Here is a 17,511-nt window from a genome sequence, read left to right as displayed (position 1 = left end):
GTGATATCGCACTCTCGCCAATCTTGATGCCAAAAGCCCTTTGGAGCATGCCAAATCTCGATGACGCAACCGCTAAGCTAGGGACGATCGACGGAGAAAAGAAATTGAAGATCCTTTCCATCACACCCACGTACTTCCCCGAAGTGGGCGGTATCGAGTCCGTGGTGCGAGAGCTTGCCGTCCGCATGTCCGGCAACGGCATGCAGGTCGATGTGGCGCATGTGTCGCCCAAGCATGCAGCCTATTCCGTGAGCGGCATGGACGGCATCAACGTCTACCGGATCCCGGTCACCGGCAATCGGCTGGTGGGTTACGCGCGCGGCTTCGGCAGCCTCGCAGCCGGTTACGACCTGCTGCACGTGCACGACCCGCAATTGATGATGCTCACCGGCAATGTGCTGCTTCAATCCCGAGCCATTCCAGCCATCCTGAGCACGCACGGCGGGTTCCGCCACACTCGCCAGCACCAGGCATTCAAGTGGGCACACGAGCATTTCCTGATGCGCCCGCTGCTGGGTCACTACCGCCGGGTTCTCGCGGTCAGCCAATCGGATGCCGAGTACTTCGGCCGCTACTCAGGCCACGTCGACCAGTGCGACAACGGCATTGCCTTCTCGAAATTCCAGCGCGGACGCATCACTGGCGCACCGGATCCCACGAAGTGGATCTACTGGGGCCGTTGGTCTCGCAACAAGCGCATCGACGCGGTGATCGACGTTGTCGCCCAGGCTCGTGACCAAGGGGTCGCCATTGATCTCCTCGTCGCAGGTCCCGACTTCGACCATCTCGGGGACGGCTTCAAGGCAAAGATCGAGGCGCTCCAGCTTGGCGGCTCGATCAAGCTGCATCCCTACATCGAAGACGCTTTGCTCATCCAGGCGTTGCAGCAACGCTCGGTGTTCATCACGGGCAGCGAGTACGAAGGCTTCGGCGTGGGCATCCTCGAAGCCATGGCTGCAGGCAAGATCGTGATCTGCCGCGACATGGAGCCTGTCAACGGCTTTGTCCAACGCGACGTCAACGGCTTCTTCCTGGATTTCGACGGCAGCGCCAAGGACCTCGCAGTCGTGCGCGAAGTCGCGAGCCTCGGCGCGGAACGTTGCATTGAAATGTCCAACGCCGCGCAAGCGACCGCCAAACACTACGACTGGGAATCCGTCGCCGAGCGATTCTCGGAGCACTACGCCAAGGCGCTGGGCAGCCGTTAGGGCCTGTTCACACTACTTCCGGGGATCGCGGAAGTAGTGTGAACAGGCCCTAGACCAACGACACGATCGCGCCGCAGGCCAGCAGGCCTGCAAAGAGGCCCAGCACGGCGCGCCATGTCGCGGGCCGGGATTCGACCCATCGATACAGCAGCATTGCCGCGGCAATCGACAACGCAACGGTCGCCAGCAGACCCATCAGGTCGATCCAGGGTGTGTCCGGCAGGAAATGACTCACCACGGCGCTCACCAGGAGCAGCACCGGAAAGTGAATCAGAAACAGCGAATACGAGATGCGCCCCAGTCGCACCAGCGGCTCGCCGACTGACGGCCACGCGGCCGGCTTCAGTCCGTCGAGATGCTGGATCACTGCGACAGCCAGCGCGGTGACCAGCGCGATCGCGATGCGGCTACGCCATTCGACGGCCAGTGCGGCGGCGCCCAACAGCGCCAGCATCAGCACCGCAGAGCGCCATGTGCTGCTTCGCGTCGCGCGCCCGATCCAGAACACGAGCAGTCCCAGGCCGTAGGAGCCGAAGAAGTACAGCGCGGTTGTGTCGAGCTCGGCGTGGCGATTGAAGAAGATCAGCGACGAGACGACCAGCGACACCACGAGTCCCAACATCACCCAACGCGATCTTTCAGGCCGGACCGACCACCGCCGTTGCATCAGCTCCGACAGGGCGATTGCCGCGAACGCGAGCACGAAGAGCTGGAAGTCGATGGCCACGTACCAGACACCGGTCGACAGGGCTTCAAAGCCGAGCAGGTCCTGCAGCAGCAGCCCGTGCGCGAGCAACTGCGCCATGCCCGGCGGCCCGGGCACGGCTTCGTCGTCGAGCCAAGGCCGCACCAGTGCCGCGACGATGACGCTGAAGGTCAATGCAGCCAGGTAGGGCATCACCAGTCGGCCGTAGCGCTGGAAGATCCGGGCCACCGGCCGGTCGACCCGCAGAACGCCGTCGGGCGCAAGACTGCCTGCAGCCAGAAAGCCCGCCAGCACCAGGAACACCTGGACCGCGAGGCGCCCGTTCTGCGACAGCCAGTCGAAAAGCGCCGGCGCGAGCGACGAAGCGCCCGCCGGAAGCGGCCCGTAGCGCGACAGGTGATGTCCGACGATGAGGAGACAGGCGACGCCCTTCACCGCATCCAGCAACGGCATGCGACTGACCGAGGCCGGCGCCGCAGTGCTTACGGCCAGATGCTCAGAGGGCAAGGCGGCTGCGCGCTTCCTGGTATTCGCGCTTGAGCTTCTCGATGAAGGCCGCGGCCGTTGCGACCTCGGTCACGGCGCCGATGCCCTGGCCCGAGCCCCAGATGTCCTTCCAGGCCTTGGCCTTGCTGCCTTCGCCGCCGCCGAAGTTCATCGTCTTCAGTTCGCCTTGGGGCAGGTTGGCCGGATCCATGCCTGCGGCCACGATGCTCGGCGCGAGATAGTTGCCGTGCACGCCGGTGAACAGGTTCGAATAGACGATGTCGTCGGACGTGCCGTCGACGATGGCCTGCTTGTACTCGTCGCTCGCGCGCGCCTCTTCAGTCGCGATGAAAGCCGTGCCGATGTAGGCGAAGTCCGCGCCCATGGCCTGTGCCGCAAGCACCGCGCCACCCGTGGCGATGGAGCCCGACAGCGCGATCGGGCCGTCGAACCACTGGCGAATTTCCTGGACGAGTGCAAACGGGCTCTTCACGCCCGCATGACCGCCCGCTCCAGCCGCCACGGCAATGATCCCGTCGGCGCCCTTCTCGATCGCCTTCCTTGCGAAGGCGTTGTTGATGATGTCGTGCAGCGTCACGCCGCCATAGCTGTGGACCGCGTCGTTGACGTCGGTGCGTGCGCCGAGCGAGGTGATGACGATCGGCACCTTGTACTTCACGACCAGTTCCATGTCGTGCTCGAGCCGGTCATTGCTCTTGTGCACGATCTGGTTGATCGCGAAGGGCGCGGCCGGCTTCGTCGGATTCGCCTTGTTGTAGGCCGCGAGCTCTTCCGTGATCTCGGCGAGCCAATCTTCGAGCTGCGATGCGGGCCGTGCATTGAGTGCGGGCATCGCACCCACCACGCCAGCCTTGCACTGCGCAATCACGAGCTTGGGGTTGCTGATGATGAACAGCGGTGAGCCGATGATGGGCAGCGGCAGGTTGGCGAGCACGGGTGGCAACTTGGACATGAGGTCTCCGGAACTTATGGATGAACTATTAAAAAGCGGCCCGCAAAGCGAGGCCCCTTCGGGAAACACCGCGGAACCGGCTTGGCCGGGCCGCTGGTGTTGCCCCCGGTGAGGGGTGGGCGGCCACACGAAGTGGGCCAACCTGGGGGAGAGCAACATCCCTAGAAAGACTCGACTGCGAGGGCTGTGACGCTGTCGGCGCCTTCGACGATGCTGTCTCGAACGCCCGGCGCCTTGTTCAGGATGTGCTCCGCGTAGAAGCGTGCCGTCGCGATCTTGGCCTTCATGAAGGCCACGTCGGTGCCCGCCTTCGCAAGGTCTTCCGCGATCAGCAGGGAGCGCGCAAGCTGCCAGCCCGCAACCACATTGGCCGCAAGCAACAGATAAGGCACGCTGCCCGCGAACACCGCGTTGGGCGACGTCTTGGTCTGGCCCGCGACGAAGTCGACCACGTCGACAAACGCCTCGCGGGCCGCCTTCAGGCGCTTGCCCACGGCCTTTGCATCGGCGCTGTCGCGCTTTGCGAGTTCGGCTTCCGTAGCCTCGATCTGCGCGGCGACTGCCTTTGCAGTCTTGCCGCCGTCGCGTGCCGTCTTGCGGCCGACGAGGTCGTTGGCCTGGATGGCCGTGGTGCCCTCGTAGATTGTGAGGATCTTGGCGTCACGCAGGTACTGCGCCGCACCGGTCTCCTCGATGAAGCCCATGCCGCCGTGCACCTGCACGCCCAGCGATGCCACTTCCAGGCTCATCTCCGTGCTGTAGCCCTTGACCAGCGGCACCAGGAATTCGTAGAAGGCCTCGTTCTGCTTGCGCGTGTCTGCATCAGCGTGATGGTGCGCGGCGTCGTAGGTTGCCGCAGCCACCGACGCCATCGCGCGGCAGCCTTCGGTGTACGCACGCATCGTCATCAGCATGCGCTTCACGTCAGGGTGATGAATGATCGGCGCGCTCGCGTTCATCGAGCCGTCGACGGGCCTGCTCTGCACGCGCTCCTTGGCATAGGCCACCGCATGCTGGTAGGCGCGCTCCGCAATCGCGACGCCCTGCATGCCGACCGCATAGCGCGCCGAATTCATCATGATGAACATGTACTCGAGGCCGCGGTTCTCCTGGCCGACCAGGTAGCCGATGGCGCCCCCATGGTCGCCGTACTGGAGGACCGCCGTGGGCGATGCCTTGATGCCGAGCTTGTGCTCGATGCTCACGCAGTGGACATCGTTGCGAGCGCCCAGCGATCCATCCTTGTTGACGAGGAACTTCGGCACCACGAACAGGCTGATGCCCTTCACGCCCTCAGGCGCACCGGTCACGCGCGCCAGCACGAGATGGACGATGTTCTCGGCCATGTCGTGCTCACCGTAGGTGATGAAGATCTTGGTGCCGAACACCTTGTAGGTGCCGTCGGCCTGCGGTTCGGCGCGGCTTCGTACCAATGAGAGATCGCTGCCGGCCTGCGGCTCGGTCAGGTTCATCGTGCCGGTCCACTGGCCGCTCACGAGCTTCTCGAGGTAGGTGGCCTTGAGCTCGTCTGAGCCGGCCGTGAGCAGCGCCTCGGTCGCACCGTCCGTCAGCAACGGGCACAGTGCGAAGCTCAAGTTGGCTGAATTCAGCATCTCGACGCAAGCGGCGCCGATGAGCTTCGGCAAGCCCTGGCCGCCGAAGTCGGCGGGATGTTGCAAACCCTGCCAGCCGCCCGCCACGTATTGCGCGAAGGCTTCCTTGAAGCCGGGCGTCGTCGTGACCTTGCCGTCCTTGAAGGAAGAAGGCTCGCGGTCGCCGGCCACGTTGAGCGGCGCGATCACGTCCTGATTGAATCGGGCGCACTCTTCGAGTACGGCTTGCGCTGTTTCGAGGCCGGCCTCTTCGAGGCCCGGCATTTGAGACACCTGTGCGATGTTCGCGAGGTGCTCGATGTCGAACAGCATGTCTTTGATGGGAGCGGTGTAGCTCATGAGTCTCTCCTATGGCCGTGCGGCCGAATGCGAATCGATGCGAAAAAAAGGGCATCGCGAACGATGCCCTTTGGCTTCACCATCGATGGATGTTTCTCAAAGTGCCTTGACCAGTTCCGGCACGGCCGTGAACAGGTCAGCCACGAGGCCGTAGTCGGCCACCGAGAAGATCGGGGCTTCTTCGTCCTTGTTGATCGCCACGATCACCTTGGAGTCCTTCATGCCGGCCAGATGCTGGATGGCGCCCGAGATGCCGCAGGCGATGTAGAGCTGCGGCGCCACGATCTTGCCCGTCTGGCCCACTTGCCAGTCGTTCGGCGCGTAGCCTGCGTCCACTGCGGCGCGACTGGCACCCAGGCCCGCGTTGAGCTTGTCCGCCAGAGGCGCCATCACCTCGGTGAACTTCTCCGCGCTGCCGAGGGCTCGGCCGCCCGAGACGATGATCTTGGCGGCCGTCAGTTCGGGACGCTCGCTCTTGGTGACTTCCCGGCCCACGAAGCTCGATTTGCCGCTGTCGGCTACGCCGTCCACGGGTTCCACCGCTGCGCTGCCACCTGTGGCTGCCGCTGCATCGAAGCCCGTCGTGCGCACGGTGACGACCTTGATGGCGTCGGAGCTTTGCACGATGGCGATCGCATTGCCCGCATAGATCGGACGCTCGAAGGTGTCGGGGCTGTCGACCTTGGTGATGTCACTGATTTGAGCGACGTCCAGCTTGGCTGCGACGCGCGGCGCGACGTTCTTGCCGTTGGCCGTGGCCGGGAACAGGATGTGGCTGTAGTTCTTCGCGATCGCCAGCACCTGGGCTGCGACGTTCTCCGCGAGGTTGTCCGCCAGGCTCGGGCTGTCAGCCACGATCACCTTGGCAACGCCTGCCACCTGGGCGGCTGCCTTGCCGGCTTCGGCAGCGTTGGCGCCAGCCACCAGCACGTGGACATCGCCGCTGGCGCAGGCAATCCCTGCGGTCACGGTGTTCAGGGTCGCCGGCTTGAGCGTGGCGTGGTCGTGTTCGGCAATAACAAGTACGGTCATGATCAGATCACCTTGGCTTCGTTCTTCAGCTTGTCCACCAGCGTGGCGACATCGGGCACCTTGATGCCGGCGCCGCGCTTGGGCGGCTCGGAGACCTTCAATGTCTTCAGGCGCGGCTTGACGTCCACGCCGAGGTCCTCGGGCTTCACGGTGTCGAGCTGCTTCTTCTTGGCCTTCATGATGTTGGGCAGCGTCACATAGCGCGGCTCGTTCAGGCGCAGGTCGGTGGTGATGACTGCGGGCAGCGACAGCGAGATGGTTTCCAGGCCGCCGTCGACTTCGCGGGTGACGTTGACCTTGTCACCAGCCACTTCGACCTTGCTGGCGAACGTCGCCTGGGGAAGATCAGCCAATGCTGCGAGCATCTGGCCCGTCTGATTCGCATCGTCATCGATGGCTTGCTTGCCGAGGATGATCAACTGGGGCTGTTCCTTGTCGACCAGTGCCTTCAGCAGCTTGGCAACGGCCAGCGGCTGGAGTTCTTCAGTCGTCTCGACCAGGATGCCGCGATCGGCACCAATGGCCATCGCCGTGCGCAAGGTCTCCTGGCACTTCGCATCGCCGCAGGACACGGCGATGATCTCGGTGGCCGCGCCCTTCTCCTTCAATCGCACAGCCTCTTCGACGGCGATCTCGTCGAAGGGGTTCATGCTCATCTTGACGTTGGCGATGTCAACGCCCGTGCCGTCGCTCTTGACGCGAACCTTGACGTTGTAGTCGACGACCCGCTTGACGGGGACCAGAATCTTCATTGGTTTGACTCCATTGATTTGCGAAACCGGGGGTATGCAGAGCAGCCGATGATTTTAGGCGCCGGCCTCTGCGCGAACTGTCCATTTCAATCAGGGGTGCGCTCCATCGTCGGTGCGCAAAAAAGAACGGTCGTGCTTTTTCGTGATTATAGATGAGCCGCGCCTAGAGACGTAACTCTAGAAGGTAACGATTCAACACGCACCACCCGTTGCGGGTTGGCGATGACGATGCCCGCGTTGCGCAAGCCTTCGAGAATCGCGATGTTGATCGCCGAGCGCAGGTTGTCCCGGCCCTTGTCCGGATCGGACACCCAGAAGTTCAGGCTGAACTCCAATCCATCAGGCACGAAGTTGAGCAGAAAGGCGATCGGCGCCGGATCCCTCATCACGCGGGGCTGCGCAGCCGCCGCACCGCAAAGGATCGCCTGCACCTGCGACACGTCGCTTTCGTACCCGACGATGATGTTGGTCGATATGCCGAACTTGAGATCGGCCAGCGAAAGATTCTCGACACGACTCGTGATCAGCGATTCGTTCGGCACGATCGACTCGCGCCCGTTGCCCGCCCTCACCAGCGTGTACCGCGTCTTGATGTCGGTGATGCGGCCCTCGAAGCCATCGACCTTGACGTTGTCGCCGATGCGTATCGATCGCTCGAGAAGGATCACGAAGCCGCTGACATAGTTGGCCGCGAGTTTCTGCAGGCCGAAGCCCAGGCCGACGCCCAATGCGCCGCCAAGGACCGTCAGCGCCGTCAGGTCCACCCCGACCGCCGACAGCGCGAACAGCAGGCCGATCAGCAGCAGAAAGGCGCGGACCGCATTCGACGCGACCTTGCGCATCGACAGATCGTGTACGGCCTCCCGCAGGACGCGCTTTTCGATCGTCGATGAAATCCACAACGCGATCACGAGCACCAGGCCTGCCGACAGCAGGCCGTTGAGGATGGTGCGCAGGCTCACCCGCGTTCGCCCGAAAGCCAGCGTGATCTCGTCGAGTTCCGCCAGGACCGGCGGCAAGAGACCGACGATCCAGAGGATCGCGCCGATCCACGCGATCCACGAAATCGTTCGCTCGACCAGCCGCGCCACCGCGGAGGCCGGAAAAACAGCCCGCAACACGCGCGCGAAAAAGCGGATCACCGCGAGCGAGACAAACACCGAGACAGCAATCCGCAACACCAGCGCGGGCTCAAAGCCCAATGACAGCGCCGAGCGTCGCGAAAGCTCGCTCAGCAGCAGTGCCAGCAACGGGAACAACAAGCCGTCGAAAACGCGCTCGCCGAACCAGATCGAATCCTCGGGCTGATCGCGCCCGAACCATCTGCAGATCGCCCATGCGACGACGATGCAGGCGGCCAATACGCCGAGCTGGATCCACACGTTTTGCGCATGGATCTGGCCAAGCTTTTCGTTGAAAGCGCTGAAATCCATCGATCGAAACCAGAACTAGAGGTCGGCGAGCACCCGCAGATGTGCCTCGACACTGCGCGCCAGGGCGTCGAGGTTGTAACCGCCTTCGAGCATGGACACGATGCGCCCGCCGGCATGCCGGCGGGCCACGTCGACGACTCGCCCGGTGATCCAGGCGAAGTCGTGTTCGTTGAGCCGGAGTTGACCGAGATCGTCGTCGCGGTGCGCGTCGAATCCGGCGCTCACGAAGATCATCTGCGGCCGGAACTCTTCGAGCCGGGGCATCCAGCAGGCCTCGATGAGCTCGCGCACATCCATGCCCTTGGTATAGGCCGGCACCGGCAGGTTGAGCATGTTCGGCGCCGGATGCTCGGTGCCGCTGTACGGATAGAAAGGATGCTGGAAGATCCCGACCATCAGCACGCGGGGATCGTTGCTCAGGATGTCCTCGGTGCCGTTGCCATGGTGCACGTCGAAATCGACGATCGCGACACGCTCCAGCCCATGCTCTTCGATGGCGTGGCGGGCGGCGATCGCGACGTTGTTGAAAAAGCAGAAGCCCATGGCCTTGTCACGGCAAGCATGGTGCCCTGGGGGCCGCACGGCGCAGAAGGCGTTGTCGACCTCGCCGGCAATCACCGCATCAGTCGCCGCGATCGCGGCACCGGCCGCACGGCGCGCGGCCAGCATGGTGAAGCGGGTCAGTGAGGTGTCCGGATCGATCTGCGCATGGTCCGGACCACCGGCCGGTTCGTCCTCGACGAGCCGCTGGCTCAGCGCTTCGAGGTGCTCCATGTGCGCGACGCTGTGTGCGCGGGTGATCTGAGGCAGCGTGGCGAGCGGCACATCGCCCTTGTGCAGTGCGTCGCCGACGCCGGTGACGAGCAGCCGATCCTCGATGGCATCGAGCCGCGCGGGGCATTCCGGATGGCCCTGCCCCATGTCGTGTTTCCAGCAGTCGCGGTGTGTGAAATAGCCGGTTTTGCCCATGGATCGATTGCGCCTGGCCTCTGGCCGGACGGGGCCACAAGGCTTAAGGTATGGTTTGCATATGGATACAAAAATGGACGTTGCCGCGAAGCTCGCCAGTTTGCTCGGTCAGCTTAACACGGTGATCGTGGGCAAAGAGGCTCAGGTGCGTGATTGCGTGGCCTGTTTGCTGGCGGGCGGCCACCTGCTGATCGAGGACGTTCCGGGCGTCGGCAAGACGACGCTGGCGCATGCGCTTTCACATACCTTCGGCTTGCAGTTCTCGCGGGTGCAGTTCACCGCCGACCTGATGCCGGGGGATCTCTCGGGGGTGGCGATCTACGACCGGGGACAGCAAGCCTTCGTCTTCCATCCGGGCCCGATCTTTGCCCAGGTGCTGCTGGCCGACGAGATCAACCGCGCGAGCCCCAAGACACAGAGCGCCCTCCTCGAAGCGATGGAAGAAAAGCAGGTGACCGTGGAAGGCGAGACGCGCCCGCTGCCAACGCCCTTCTTCGTCATCGCCACGCAGAACCCGCACGAGCAGTTGGGCACCTTCGCGTTGCCGGAATCGCAGCTCGATCGTTTCCTGATGCGCATCTCGCTCGGCTACCCCGACCGGGCCGCCGAGCGCGAGTTGCTTGCGGGCGCCGACCGGCGCGACTTGCTTGCCAGCCTTCCCGCGCTGCTGACAGCCGGCGAACTGACAGCCTTGCAGCAACGTGTGCTCCAGGTTCATGCGTCGGAACCGCTGCTGAACTACGTTCAGGACCTGATCGCCGCCACGCGCTCCGGGCGCTGGTTCCTCCAGGGTCTGTCGCCACGTGCGGGCATCGCCGTGTTGCGCGCCGCCAAGGCGCAAGCGCTTCTGGCCAATCGCGACTACGTTGCGCCGGATGACGTGCAGGCCGTGCTTCCGCAGACCATCGCGCACCGGCTCACGCCTGTGGGCGACGCCGGCCGGGGCGCGGTCGAACAGGTGCGCGCGATGACCGCGGCGGTGCCACTGCCGTGAAAGTGCCTGCGCCGGCTCGCGTCGGGGTCGCGCGGTCGTTCGCGCCGCTCCGGTCTCGTATCGACCGGTGGTTCATTTCGCGTCGTCCGCCTTCGGACACGCTCGAACTCACGCAGCGCAATGTGTACATCGTGCCGACGGTGGCCGGATTGATGCTGGCTGCGACGCTGCTGCTGCTGTTGGTCGCTTCGATCAACTACCAGCTCAATCTGGGGTATCTGCTGACCTTTCTGCTCGCGGGGTGCGTGGCGGTTGGGATGCATGTGTGTCATGGGACGTTGCGGGGGCTGGCGATGCATCTGATGCCGCCCGAGGCGCAGTACGCGGGGTCGGCGGCTGTCTTTCGAGTGGTGTTGCATAACGCGCGGCGGAGCACGCGTTATGGCATCGGGCTGGCGGTGCATCGCAGTGGGCAATGGTCGTGGAGTGACGTGCCTGCGCAAGGGAGCGCGACGGTGGAGGTGGCGTTCAGGCCTGAGCGGCGTGGGCTGCATGCGGTGCCGACGCTGACTGCCGAGACCCGGTTTCCGTTGGGGACCTTTCGGGTGTGGACGGTTTGGCGGCCGGCTTCGAAGGTGCTGGTCTATCCGGCGCCTGAGGTGAATCCGCCGCCGCTGCCTGTCGGGGAGCCGCTTGCGGGGCAGGCTGCTTCGGCGTTGACGCGTACTCATGTGGCTGGGGAATATGACGGGGTGCGGGCTTATCGGCGGGGGGATTCGTTGAAGCTTGTCGTCTGGAAAAGAGCGGCTCGGGCGCAGGCTGCGGGGTCTGATGAACTGGTTAGCCGGGATGCGCAGCAGGCGCAGAGGGAAGAGCTCTGGCTGGATGTTCAGCATGCGGGGTTGCCTGAAGGGGAAGCTCAGGTTTCTCGGGTTTGTGCTTGGGTTTTGATGGCGGATCGGTTGGGGGTTGAGTACGGGGTACGGGTTGGGGGTCGGGTGGTTGCGCCTTCGGCGGGCGAGGGGCATAAGAGGCGGTGTTTGGAGGTGCTTGCTACATGTTGAATGGGGGGGTTGCTGAGGCGGTGGGCCGGGTCTCGCCCCGGCGGGCGACTCACTTTTCTTTGTTTCGCCAAAGAAAAGTAAGCAAAAGAAAGGCGACCCCACTGTGCGTGTCCCTGCGCTTCGCTTCGGGCAACCTGCGGTGCTCGCTTCAGGCGGGGTCCGCGCAAACTCGCTTCGCTCAAACACGCGCGGCCCTTTTTCCGCCTGAAGCTGCGCTCCTCGGCACGCACAGAGGGGACCCCAAGACGAAGACCAATACCAAGGCAGAACGCGCCGTGGCGCGTCCTTGTGTTGTGTTGGCTGCTGGTATTGGTATTGGTGTTGGTATTCAGTGGGCCGAGCGAAGCGACGGCCCGAGCACTCCCTTCTGGGGGTGCCGAGKAGCGGAGCTTTTCGTGGATCAGGGCCGCGCGTGTTTGAGCGAAGCGAGTTTGCGCGGACCCCACGAAAAGCGAGCACCGCAGGTTGCCCGGAGCGAAGCGCAGGGACGCCCACAGCAGGGTCGCCTTTTCTTTGCCTACTTTCTTTTGGCGAAGCAAAAGAAAGTAGGTCGCCCGCCGGGGCGAGACCCGGCCAACAGCCTCCCCAAAGGCCCTCAAGGTCAGAAAGCCCCAAGCCCATGACCCCACTAGCCAACCTCCAAACCCTCCCAAGAGACACCCGAGACACCCTCTTCCTCCTCTCGGTCATCACCCTCATCGTCCTCCCCCAGGTCCCCAACCTCCCTTGGTGGTGCAGCCTCCTGGCCGCCATAGTCCTCCTCTGGCGCGGCAGCCTCGCGGTCCAGGCAAAGCCATTGCCCACCAAGTGGTGGCGAGCCGCCCTCCTCGCCCTCACCCTCATAGCAACGTTCTCCACCCACCGCACGCTCCTGGGCCGCGACGCAGGCGTAACCCTCATCGTCATCCTCCTCGCCCTCAAGACGCTGGAACTGCGAGCCCGCCGCGACGCCTTCGTGATCTTCTTCCTGGGCTTCTTCACGATGCTCACGAACTTCTTCTATTCGCAATCGCTGCCGACAGCTTTCGCGATGCTTCTGGCATTGCTCGGCCTGCTGACCGCCCTGGTCAACGCCCACATGCCGGTCGGCAGGCCGCCGCTTTCGCAGGCAGCCCGCACGGCCGGTTGGATGGCTCTGCTCGGTGCACCGATCATGGTGGTGCTGTTCATGCTGTTCCCGCGCATGGCGCCACTGTGGGGCACGCCAAGCGACGCCATGGCCGGCCGGACGGGCCTGTCGAACACGATGCGCGTCGGCGCGATCGCGGAGCTCGCGCTCGACGATGGCATCGCGGCACGCATCAAATTCGACAACGGCGTCATCCCGCCCCGAGCCGCCCTGTACTTCCGCGGACCCGTGCTGTCGAATTTCGACGGTCGCGAATGGACGTCCCAAGCGCCGTTCGTGCGCCGCCAGTTGCCGCTGAACCTGCGGGTGCAGGGCGAACCCGCGCGCTATGAAGTCACGCTCGAGCCCTCCAACCGGCCCATGCTGCTGACGCTCGACGCCACGCCGAGCCGCCCCGATCTTCCCAACTTCGACGTGTTCGGCACGTCCGAGCTGCAATGGGTCACGAACCGCCCTCTCACCGATCTGGTGCGCTACCGCGTGGAAAGCTTCACGCAGTTCCAGTACGGGCCGACGCGCCGCACGGCCGCCATGCAGTCTTTCGTCGCGCTACCGTCAGGCACCAATCCGCGCACCGTCGCGCTTGCGGCGCAGATGCGCAGCGACCCAGCCCTTCGCGGCGCGTCCACACAGGCCTACGTCCAGGCCGTGCTGCAGCGGCTTCGCACAGGCGGCTATTCCTATACGCTGGAGCCCGGCCTGTACGGCGATGACACCGCCGACCAGTTCTGGTTCGACATCAAGGCAGGCTTCTGCGAACACATCGCGTCGGCCTTCGTGGTGCTGATGCGCGCCCTGGACATCCCGGCGCGGATCGTGACCGGCTACCAGGGCGGCGAGATCAACGGCGTCGACAACTACTGGGTCGTGCGCCACAGCGACGCACACGCCTGGGCCGAGGTCTGGCAGGAAGGCACAGGCTGGGTCCGCATCGACCCGACCGGCGCGATCTCGCCCGACCGGGTCGGCCAGTTCCGGCGCCTTGTGGCGCAGCCGGGCCTGATCGAAGGCGCATTCGAGGTCGTGACGCCGACCCTTGCGCACCACCTGCGCGCCGCCTGGGAGGCCGTCAACAACGGCTGGAACCAGTGGGTGCTCAGCTACACGCAAAGCCGGCAGCTCGATCTGCTCAAGAGCCTCGGGTTCGAAGCACCCAGCATGCAGGACCTCATCGTCGTGCTCCTCGTGCTGATGGTCGCCGCCAGCCTGGCAGCTGCGGGCTGGACGCTCTGGGAACGCAGCCGGCACGACCCCTGGCTGCGGCTGCTCGGCCAGGCCCGCGCGCGGCTCAAGCAGGCCGGCATCGACGTGCCGGAGACCGCCCCGCCGCGCCAGATGGCGACGCGCCTTTCCGAACGCTTCGGCGCGAATGCACAGGCGGCACACGACTGGCTCCTGCGCCTCGAAGCGCAGCGTTATGCGAAGACGCCCGGCGCCGCCTTGTCGGCCCTGCGCTCCGAATTCCGCCGACTGTCGTGGCCGCGCTGAAACCACATGTGAAGTTTTCCGGTGAATGCCGTGCGGACGGCACAATGCGCGCAATGCCACGCCCTCTGTCGAACGCCTTTCTCTCGGCGCCGCTCGTCTCGGCTCTCCTCTTCTCGGCCGCATTCCTGATCCCGACGCATTCCTCTGCCGCCCAGGCCGCGCACAAGAAGCCGAAGCCGACCGCCACCGTGCGCAGCGGCATTTCCTATGCCACCCGCGAAGACGCGATGCAGTTCGCCGACGAGGTCGCCGCGCGCCGCAAGCTCGACCGCCAATGGGTGCGCGCCACCATCGGCAACGCCAAGCAATTGCCGAACGTGCCGCGCCTGATGCTGCCCGCCCCCACCGGCACGCCGAAGAACTGGTACGTCTACCGCAGCCGCTTCATCGACCCGGTGCGTATCTCGGCCGGCGTGCGCTTCTGGCGCAACAACGCCGACACGCTGGCGCGCGCCGAAGCCCAGTTCGGCGTGCCGGCCGAAATCATCGTCGGCATCATCGGCGTCGAGACCATCTACGGCCGCAACATGGGCAGCTTCCGCGTCATCGACGCGCTGGCGACGCTGTCCTTCGACTTTCCGCAAGCCCATCCACGCGCGCCCGAGCGCCAGGCCTTTTTCCGTAGCGAACTCGAAAGCTTCCTGAGCACCGAAAGCCGCACGGCTGAAGATCCGATGGCACCCCTGGGCAGCTACGCCGGTGCCATGGGCATGCCCCAGTTCATGCCAAGCAGCATCGCCAAGTACGCAGTGGATTTCGACGGCGACGGGCGCATCGACCTGGTCAACAACCCCGTCGACGTGATCGGCTCGGTGGCGAACTACTTCAAGTCCTTCGGCTGGCAACCGGGCATGCAGCCGATCTTCCCCGTCGGCTTCGACCCGTCGAGGCTCCAGAAGGCCGTCCTGCTGGCCCCGGACATCGTGCCGACCTTCAGCGCCGATGCCTTCGTGGCGGGCGGCGCCGTGCTCGAAGGCGAGGCGCTCAGGTTCAAGGGGCTGCTCGCGCTCATCGAATTGCAGAACGGCGGCGAACCGCCGAGCTACGTGGCCGGCACGCAGAATTTCTACGTGATCACGCGCTACAACTGGAGCAGCTACTACGCAATGTCGGTCATCGAGCTCGGGCGCGAGGTGCGGGCCGCGATGGACCAGTGACTGGAGCACGGACTTGCCACAGGAATTCCACTTCGATGCCTACGTCAGCTTCACACTCGCGGTCCTGCTGCTTTTCGTCGGCAAGACCTGCACGCGCCGCTTCGAGCTGTTGCGGCGCTACAGCATTCCGGAGCCGGTCGTGGGCGGACTGGTGTGCATCGCGACTGTCAGCGCGCTGTATCTCGCCTTCGGGCTGAAGGTCGACTTCCAGCTCGGCGTGCGGGACGTCCTGCTGCTGTATTTCTTCGCGGCCATCGGCCTGGCGTCGGACGTGCGGACCTTGCGCCAAGGCGGGCGGCCGTTGGCGATTCTGCTAGCGCTCTCCGCAGGCTACATGGTGATGCAGAACCTGCTCGGCATGGCCGTGGCGACCGGCTTCGGGCTCGACCGCCGCGCGGGTCTGCTGACAGGCTCGATCTCCCTCACGGGTGGCGTGGGCACCACCCTGGCATGGGTGCCCCATTTCGTCAGCGACCTCGGCATCACCAACGCCGAGGTCATCGGCCTGTCGAGCAACATGGCGGGGCTGATCGCCGCATGCGCCATCGGCGGGCCCATTGCCACCTACCTGATGAAACGGCACCGCGTCCGTTCGTCTGCCGAGGCCGCGCTGGCGCCCGGCGCCCACTACGAGGACGAGAACCGCACCCGCCTCGACTACAACAGCGTGCTGCTCGCGCTGCTCTGGCTCAATGTGGCGTTGATCATGGGTCGCGGCATCAGCGACCTCATCGCCATGACCGGATTGAGGCTGCCGGCCTTCGTCGGCGCTCTCATCGCCGGCATCCTGGTGCGCAACGTGACCGCACTGTTCACCGCGCAGAAGGGCCAGCTTTGGCACTGGGACCGCATGCGGGCCGGCGTGTCCCTGATCGCCGACATCTGTCTCGGCGTCTTCCTCACCATGGCGCTCATGGGCCTCCAACTTTGGCAGATGCAGGGCGTCGCAGTCTTCGTGCTGACCGCGATCGTGCTGCAGGTGATCATGGCGATCGCCTTCACCATCTTCGTCGTCTACCTGTGCATGGGACGCGACTACGAATCGGCCGTGATCTGCGCCGGCTTCGGCGGCATCGCGCTCGGCTCGACCGCGACGGCCATCGCCAACATGAGCGCGGTGACGCGTGAACACGGCGCCGCGCCGCGCGCCTTCATCGTGGTGCCGCTGGTGTGCGGTTTCTTCATCGATCTGGTGAACGCCTTGGTGATCGGGTTCATGGCCCGGTGATGCTCAACTGATCAACCGGTCGGCACGCACCAGCAGCGACTGCGGCAGCTTGAGCCCGATCGCGTCGGCCGTCTTCAGGTTCAGCACCAGTTCGAAGGTCGTCGGCCTCTCGATCGGCAGGTCCGCGGGCCTGGCGCCCTTGGCAATGCGATCGACGTACGAAGCGAGCCGCGCATAGGAGTCCACGAGGCGCGGCCCGTAGGTGCAGAGTGCGCCGCTGTCCGCGAAGATCGGCCAGCCCGACATGACGGGCATCTTGCGCGCGATGGCGAAATCGAGAACCTGCCGCCGGCTGGACACCACGAAGCTGTCGCTGAAGATCGACACCGCGCGCGCCGGCGAAGCGGACATCGCCTCGAGCGAGGACGTCAATTCGTCACGCGTTCGCGCGGGAAAGTACTCGGTGTGCAGCCCGAGTTGCCTTGCGGCGTTGTCGGTGTAGTCACGCTCGATGTTCGAGCCGGGGTGCTCAGGGTTGGCCACGATCGCGACGTCGCGCAGCGACGGGACCATCTCGCGCAGGATCTCCAGCAGCTTGCCGTTGATCTCGGCGGCCAGCAGCGTCAGGCCGGTCATGTTCGAGTCGGGGTGCGCGAGGCTCTTCGCGAAGCCGGCCGAGACAGGATCGCCGCTGAAGACGTAGGCCACCGGCACGGCCACCGGAAGCTCGGCGACGATGTCGACCGCCGGCCCTCCCTGTGCGAGCAGGATATCGACCGGGATGCGCTGAAGCTCCGCGATCAATTCGGGGACGCGTCCGGCCGAGCCGTCGCCGTACCTGAACTCGATGACGAGGTTGCTGCCCTCGACATACCCCAGCTTGGCCAGCGAGGCCCGAAACGCCGCGACCACCGGCATCAGGCTGGCGGCATCCTGCGCGGTGACCCAGCCGAGGCGCAGCACCTTGTCGGCTGCGCCTGCCAGCGAACTGTTCCGCATCAACGCAAGGGCGAACGCGCTGCCCAGGACGGCTCGTCGTTTCATGGCGCAAGGGTGCACC

The 17,511-nt window shown here is 64.9% G+C and carries 14 protein-coding genes; 6 read left to right on the top strand and 8 right to left on the bottom strand.

Annotated features, from left to right (window positions below; translation table 11 throughout):
* The first annotated feature begins 104 nt into the window (after window positions 1-104).
* Window positions 105-1,208 (top strand): glycosyltransferase family 4 protein, encoded by a 1,104-nt coding sequence (locus tag AC1DN9_RS13510; RefSeq protein WP_478100898.1) that lies wholly within the window; start codon window positions 105-107, stop codon window positions 1,206-1,208.
* A 49-nt stretch (window positions 1,209-1,257) separates the two neighbouring features.
* Here the strand turns inward: AC1DN9_RS13510 and AC1DN9_RS13505 are convergent, their stop codons facing one another.
* The 7 genes from AC1DN9_RS13505 to AC1DN9_RS13475 form a co-directional block, all read right to left on the bottom strand.
* Window positions 1,258-2,367, bottom strand: a complete 1,110-nt coding sequence (locus AC1DN9_RS13505) for an acyltransferase family protein (RefSeq protein WP_478101122.1) — start codon at window positions 2,365-2,367, stop codon at window positions 1,258-1,260.
* Window positions 2,368-2,410: 43 nt separating this feature from the next.
* Window positions 2,411-3,373 (bottom strand): NAD(P)H-dependent flavin oxidoreductase, encoded by a 963-nt coding sequence (locus AC1DN9_RS13500; protein ID WP_478100896.1) that lies wholly within the window; start codon window positions 3,371-3,373, stop codon window positions 2,411-2,413.
* Between the two features lie 161 nt (window positions 3,374-3,534).
* Window positions 3,535-5,325 carry an acyl-CoA dehydrogenase gene (locus AC1DN9_RS13495; RefSeq protein WP_478100894.1) on the bottom strand — a complete coding sequence of 597 codons (1,791 nt, stop codon included), beginning with the start codon at window positions 5,323-5,325 and terminating at the stop codon, window positions 3,535-3,537.
* A gap of 96 nt (window positions 5,326-5,421) precedes the next feature.
* Window positions 5,422-6,357: an electron transfer flavoprotein subunit alpha/FixB family protein gene (locus AC1DN9_RS13490; protein WP_478100892.1), complete on the bottom strand. Its 936-nt coding sequence runs from the start codon at window positions 6,355-6,357 to the stop codon at window positions 5,422-5,424.
* Window positions 6,358-6,359: 2 nt separating this feature from the next.
* Complete coding sequence (locus tag AC1DN9_RS13485; RefSeq protein WP_478100890.1) at window positions 6,360-7,109, bottom strand: electron transfer flavoprotein subunit beta/FixA family protein; 750 nt, start codon at window positions 7,107-7,109, stop codon at window positions 6,360-6,362.
* A 146-nt stretch (window positions 7,110-7,255) separates the two neighbouring features.
* Entirely contained in the window at window positions 7,256-8,542 is a 1,287-nt protein-coding gene (locus tag AC1DN9_RS13480) for a mechanosensitive ion channel family protein (RefSeq protein WP_478100888.1), read from the bottom strand.
* Window positions 8,543-8,557: 15 nt separating this feature from the next.
* Window positions 8,558-9,511: a histone deacetylase family protein gene (locus AC1DN9_RS13475; protein ID WP_478100886.1), complete on the bottom strand. Its 954-nt coding sequence runs from the start codon at window positions 9,509-9,511 to the stop codon at window positions 8,558-8,560.
* Window positions 9,512-9,584: 73 nt separating this feature from the next.
* Here AC1DN9_RS13475 and AC1DN9_RS13470 point away from each other — a divergent pair, with 73 nt between their 5' ends.
* From AC1DN9_RS13470 to gltS, 5 genes are all read left to right on the top strand, one after another.
* Window positions 9,585-10,505, top strand: a complete 921-nt coding sequence (locus tag AC1DN9_RS13470; RefSeq protein WP_478100884.1) for an AAA family ATPase — start codon at window positions 9,585-9,587, stop codon at window positions 10,503-10,505.
* A 122-nt stretch (window positions 10,506-10,627) separates the two neighbouring features.
* On the top strand, window positions 10,628-11,509 hold the full coding sequence (locus tag AC1DN9_RS13465; RefSeq protein WP_478100882.1) for a DUF58 domain-containing protein: 882 nt from the start codon (window positions 10,628-10,630) through the stop codon (window positions 11,507-11,509).
* Between the two features lie 619 nt (window positions 11,510-12,128).
* Window positions 12,129-14,126: a transglutaminase TgpA family protein gene (locus tag AC1DN9_RS13460; protein ID WP_478100880.1), complete on the top strand. Its 1,998-nt coding sequence runs from the start codon at window positions 12,129-12,131 to the stop codon at window positions 14,124-14,126.
* A 53-nt stretch (window positions 14,127-14,179) separates the two neighbouring features.
* Window positions 14,180-15,283: a lytic murein transglycosylase B gene (gene mltB / locus AC1DN9_RS13455; protein WP_478100878.1), complete on the top strand. Its 1,104-nt coding sequence runs from the start codon at window positions 14,180-14,182 to the stop codon at window positions 15,281-15,283.
* 13 nt (window positions 15,284-15,296) lie between these two features.
* Window positions 15,297-16,511, top strand: coding sequence for a sodium/glutamate symporter (gltS, locus tag AC1DN9_RS13450; protein ID WP_478100876.1), 1,215 nt, complete (start codon window positions 15,297-15,299; stop codon window positions 16,509-16,511).
* 3 nt (window positions 16,512-16,514) lie between these two features.
* Here gltS and AC1DN9_RS13445 read toward each other — a convergent pair whose 3' ends face one another.
* On the bottom strand, window positions 16,515-17,495 hold the full coding sequence (locus AC1DN9_RS13445) for an ABC transporter substrate-binding protein (RefSeq protein WP_478100874.1): 981 nt from the start codon (window positions 17,493-17,495) through the stop codon (window positions 16,515-16,517).
* Window positions 17,496-17,511 lie beyond the last annotated feature (16 nt).

This window comes from Variovorax sp. 05L425 (assembly GCF_056397705.1).
Note: the sequence above shows the minus strand (reverse complement) of the source record. Positions and strands in the feature narration are given on the sequence as shown.